The 5,387-nt window shown below is 51.9% G+C and carries 2 tRNA genes and 2 rRNA genes; all 4 read right to left on the bottom strand.

What is annotated here, in order from left to right:
- Positions 1-59: 59 nt before the first annotated feature.
- Positions 60-2,890 (bottom strand): 23S ribosomal RNA (locus D5270_RS16185).
- Between the two features lie 212 nt (positions 2,891-3,102).
- Positions 3,103-3,179: transfer RNA gene (locus tag D5270_RS16180), tRNA-Ile, on the bottom strand.
- 140 nt (positions 3,180-3,319) lie between these two features.
- Positions 3,320-3,395: transfer RNA gene (locus D5270_RS16175), tRNA-Ala, on the bottom strand.
- 149 nt (positions 3,396-3,544) lie between these two features.
- A 16S ribosomal RNA gene (locus D5270_RS16170) occupies positions 3,545-5,078 on the bottom strand.
- The 16S and 23S rRNA genes sit together here with 2 tRNA genes alongside, the layout of an rRNA operon.
- Positions 5,079-5,387: the final 309 nt, after the last annotated feature.

Raw genomic sequence — 5,387 nt, 5'->3', positions numbered from 1 at the left:
ATGTACCCTAAAAACTGGATAAAGCGTAAAAGGAGAAGACGAGAAAGGGAAGGAACAATATGGTCAAGCCCTCGGCCTATTAGTACTGCCAAGCTGAACATGTTACCATGCTTACACACGCAGCCTATCAACCTTGTAGTCTACAAGGGGCCTTACTAGCTTGCGCTATGGGATATCTAATCTTGGAGGCGGCTTCACGCTTAGATGCTTTCAGCGTTTATCCGTTCCACACATAGCTGCCCAGCCGTGCCATTGGCATGACAACTGGTGCGCCAGAGGTGTGTCCATCCCGGTCCTCTCGTACTAAGGACAGCTCTCCTCAAATATCCTGCGCCCACGACAGATAGGGACCGAACTGTCTCACGACGTTCTGAACCCAGCTCGCGTGCCACTTTAATCGGCGAACAGCCGAACCCTTGGGACCGAATACAGCCCCAGGATGTGACGAGCCGACATCGAGGTGCCAAACCTCCCCGTCGATGTGAACTCTTGGGGGAGATCAGCCTGTTATCCCCAGGGTAGCTTTTATCCGTTGAGCGACGGCAATTCCACTCTCATACCGCCGGATCACTAACTCCAACTTTCGTTACTGCTCGGACCGTCATCCTCGCAGTTAGGCCAGCTTATGCGTTTACACTCAGTAGCACGGTTTCCATCCGTGCCGAGCTGACCTTTGAGCGCCTCCGTTACTCTTTTGGAGGCGACCGCCCCAGTCAAACTGCCCACCTAACAATGTCCCCCGGCCGGATTCACGGCCGCAGGTTAGAATTCCAACAATCTAAGGGTGGTATCCCAAGGGTGGCTCCCTACAAGCTGGCGCCCGTAGTTCGCTGCCTCCCACCTATCCTGTACATAAATTATCGAAACCCAATATTAAGCTGCAGTAAAGCTCCATGGGGTCTTTCCGTCTTGTCGCGGGTAACCGGCATCTTCACCGGTACTACAATTTCGCCGGGCGGGTAATTGAGACAGTGCCCAGATCGTTACACCATTCGTGCGGGTCGGAACTTACCCGACAAGGAATTTCGCTACCTTAGGACCGTTATAGTTACGGCCGCCGTTTACTGGGGCTTCAATTCAATGCTCTCACATCTCCTCTTAACCTTCCAGCACCGGGCAGGTGTCAGCCCCTATACGTCATCTTTCGATTTAGCAGAGACCTGTGTTTTTGCTAAACAGTCGCCTGGGCCTATTCTCTGCGGCCACATCTCTGTGGCATCCCTTCTTCCGAAGTTACGGGATCAATTTGCCGAGTTCCTTAACTACCCTTCTCCCGTTGGCCTTAGAATCCTCTTCCTGTCTACCTGTGTCGGTTTGCGGTACGGGCGCCTTAGATATACACAAGACTTTTCTCGCCCCCTTCCAAGCACGCTTCCCTACTTTATTTCGGTCCCTTTCGCCCGGGGCTACCATCGCCCGGGTCGTGCCCTTCTAGGGTGTCCTCTTGCTTAAATCTTTCGGCGGCTACGGAATTTCCACCGTATGTGCATCGGCTACGCCTTTCGGCCTCACCTTAGCTCCCGGCTAACTTGGAGCGGACGAACCTTCCTCCAAAAACCTAAGACTTTCGGCCAATATGATTCTCACATATTTCTCGCTACTCATTCCGGCATTCTCACTCGTATAAAGTCCACCAGCGCTTCCGCTCTGACTTCACCCCTTATACGACGCTCTCCTACCATGCATTGCTGCATCCCAAGCTTCGGTGTACACTTTAGCCCCGTTGAATTTTCGGCGCAGGGCCACTCGACCAGTGAGCTATTACGCACTCTTTTAATGAGTGGCTGCTTCTGAGCCAACATCCTGGTTGTCTGTGCAACCCCACATCCTTTTCCACTGAAGTGTACTTTGGGACCTTAGCTGTGGGTCTGGGCTGTTTCCCTTTCGACAATGAAACTTATCTCCCACTGTCTGACTCCTGTACATCAATTATCCGGCATTCAGAGTTTGATAGGCTTCGGTACCCTCTCGGGCCCTAGGCCATTCAGTGCTTTACCTCCGGTAATCTAATACAAGGCTAGTCCTAAAACTATTTCGGAGAGAACCAGCTATCTCCGGGTTCGATTGGAATTTCTCCGCTACCCACACCTCATCCGCTACCATTTCAACGGGAGTCGGTTCGGTCCTCCATGGAGTTTTACCTCCACTTCAACCTGGACATGGGTAGGTCACCCGGTTTCGGGTCGAATACAACTGACTTCATGCGCCCTATTCAGACTCGCTCTCGCTGCGGCTCCGGGCCTTAAGCCCTTAACCTTGCCAGTTACATTCACTCGCCGGACCATTCTACAAAAGGTACCCGATCACCCTTTGACGGGCTCTCGGTGCTTGTAAGCACAAGGTTTCAGGTTCTATTTCACTCCCCTCCCGGGGTACTTTTCACCTTTCCTTCACAGTACTTTACACTATCGGTCACCAGGTAGTATTTAGGCTTGGAGGGTGGTCCCCCCATATTCCCACCGGGTTCCACGTGCCCGGCGGTACTCTGGATACAGCTAGCTCATTTCACCTTTCATCTACGTGACTCTCACACTGTTTCGTCAGCCTTCCCATGCTGTTCGACTAGGCTCCATGATACACATCGCTGTCCTAACCCCGGAGGTATTACTACCTCCGGTTTGGCCTCTTCCGCGTTCGCTCGCCACTACTAGCGGAATCTCGGTTGATTTCTCTTCCTCGCCCTACTTAGATGTTTCAGTTCAGGCGGTTCCCCTCATACAGCTATGTATTCACTGTATGATGACTGGACATGACTCCAGCCGGATTGCTCCATTCGGAAATCTGCGGCTCAAAGCCTACTTACGGCTCCCCGCAGCTTATCGCAGTTAATCGCGTCCTTCTTCGGCTCCTGGTGCCAAGGCATTCCCCTTGCGCTCTTTGTAGCTTGACCATGTGTTCTCATAAAGTTCGCTTTGAATAAGCTTTTAAACTTTTACCCTTTAGAAATTGTTATTTTACCCGACAAGTCTTTCAGACTTATCTAATAAAACTCTCGATTTCTGTCTTTTCGCTTTATCCAGTTTTCAAGGTACATTTGACTTTGGCTCTATATGCTTTCGCATATTCCACCAAATCACTTTGTGCGTGGCCCTTTTAGGGCCATGGTGGGCTCAAGTGGACTCGAACCACCGACCTCACGCTTATCAGGCGTGTGCTCTAACCTGCTGAGCTATGAGCCCAAGATTAAATTTGCACCGCAAATTTAACTTGCCGAGTTTGTCTCGACCGCGAAGCGGCCGCCTTTTCCTTCGGAAAAGTACCGTCAAACTCCGACCGGCTACCTTACCTTGCAGTGTCGGCTGTTTGTCTCTCTTGCCCTTGGTGGAGATGAACGGGTTCGAACCGATGACCCCCTGCTTGCAAAGCAGGTGCTCTCCCAGCTGAGCTACACCCCCATTTCGAAAGGTGCTCCCTTTCTTCTCCTGAGGTTCCTGGCTGTCTTTCTCGCCTTAGGACCCTCAAAATTAAACAACGACTCAAATTCGCGACCTGTGCTGAACTTGGATTTTAGGCCAGGCTCTTTATCCCAGCCAGTTCTCCATAGAAAGGAGGTGATCCAGCCGCACCTTCCGATACGGCTACCTTGTTACGACTTCACCCCAGTCGCCAATCCTACCTTCGGCAGCGCCCTCCTTGCGGTTAGGCTACTGACTTCGGGCATTACCGGCTCCCATGGTGTGACGGGCGGTGTGTACAAGGCCCGGGAACGTATTCACCGCGGCATGCTGATCCGCGATTACTAGCAATTCCAACTTCACGCAGGCGGGTTGCAGCCTGCGATCCGAACTGGGACCATTTTTAGGGTTTTGCTCTGCCTCGCGGCTTTGCCTCCCTCTGTTAATGGCCATTGTAGTACGTGTGAGGCCCAGGTCATAAGGGGCATGATGATTTGACATCATCCCCACCTTCCTCCGTTTTGTCAACGGCGGTCCTGCTAGAGTGCTCTTGCGTAGCAACTAACAGTAAGGGTTGCGCTCGTTGCGGGACTTAACCCAACATCTCACGACACGAGCTGACGACAACCATGCACCACCTGTCTCCGCTTTCCCCGAAGGGCACCTAACGCATCTCTGCCTCGTTAGCGGGATGTCAAGACCTGGTAAGGTTCTTCGCGTTGCATCGAATTAATCCACATACTCCACTGCTTGTGCGGGCCCCCGTCAATTCCTTTGAGTTTCAGCCTTGCGGCCGTACTCCCCAGGTGGATTACTTATTGTGTTAACTCCGGCACGGAAGGGTTCAGTCCCCCCACACCTAGTAATCATCGTTTACAGCGTGGACTACCAGGGTATCTAATCCTGTTTGCTACCCACGCTTTCGTGCCTCAGCGTCAGTTAAAGCCCAGTAGGCCGCCTTCGCCACTGGTGTTCCTCCCGATCTCTACGCATTTCACCGCTACACCGGGAATTCCGCCTACCTCTACTTCACTCAAGCTGTGCAGTTTCAATAGCAGTTCATGGGTTAAGCCCATGGATTTCACTACTGACTTGCATAGCCGCCTACGCACCCTTTACACCCAGTAAATCCGGACAACGCTCGCTCCCTACGTATTACCGCGGCTGCTGGCACGTAGTTAGCCGGAGCTTCCTCCTCTGCTACCGTCATCATCTTCACAGAGGACAGAGGTTTACAATCCGAAAACCGTCTTCCCTCACGCGGCGTTGCTGGTTCAGGGTTTCCCCCATTGACCAATATCCCTTACTGCTGCCTCCCGTAGGAGTCTGGGCCGTGTCTCAGTCCCAATGTGGCCGTCCAACCTCTCAGTCCGGCTACCGATCGTCGGCTTGGTGGGCCGTTACCTCACCAACTACCTAATCGGACGCGAGCCCATCTTTCAGCGGATTGCTCCTTTGATTATCAAGCCATGCAGCTCAATAATGTCATGCGGTATTAGCGTTCGTTTCCAAACGTTATCCCCCTCTGAAAGGCAGGTTGCTCACGCGTTACTCACCCGTCCGCCACTAAGATATACAAGAATCAATAGCAAGCTAAATCTTCAGCGTATATCTCCGTTCGACTTGCATGTATTAGGCACGCCGCCAGCGTTCGTCCTGAGCCAGGATCAAACTCTCTAAAATATGGTATCTAAACACCTTCCGGCATTCAAATCAATTTCAGAGCTTTAATTAGCTCATTTCAAAGCACTTGGCTTTGTCACAGATTTCTTTAGGTTCTGTTTCCTTCTTCCAAGAGTCTCAACTCTCAGAATTCACGGGTCGTTCTTTCTTGTCGTTGTTTAATTTTCAAGGTCCTTCTCGGGTTCCCGCTCCGCTTTCGCTTCGCCTTTCCCCTTCGCTCTCTCTCGGGGTTTTTGCCCCGCTCTCTCGAGCGCTTGACTATCTTACCACACTCATCCCCTTTTGTCAACACCTTTTTTCAAATTTTTT

Source organism: Acutalibacter sp. 1XD8-36 (assembly GCF_009917525.1).
GTDB lineage: Bacteria > Bacillota > Clostridia > Oscillospirales > Acutalibacteraceae > Acutalibacter.
Note: the sequence above shows the minus strand (reverse complement) of the source record. Positions and strands in the feature narration are given on the sequence as shown.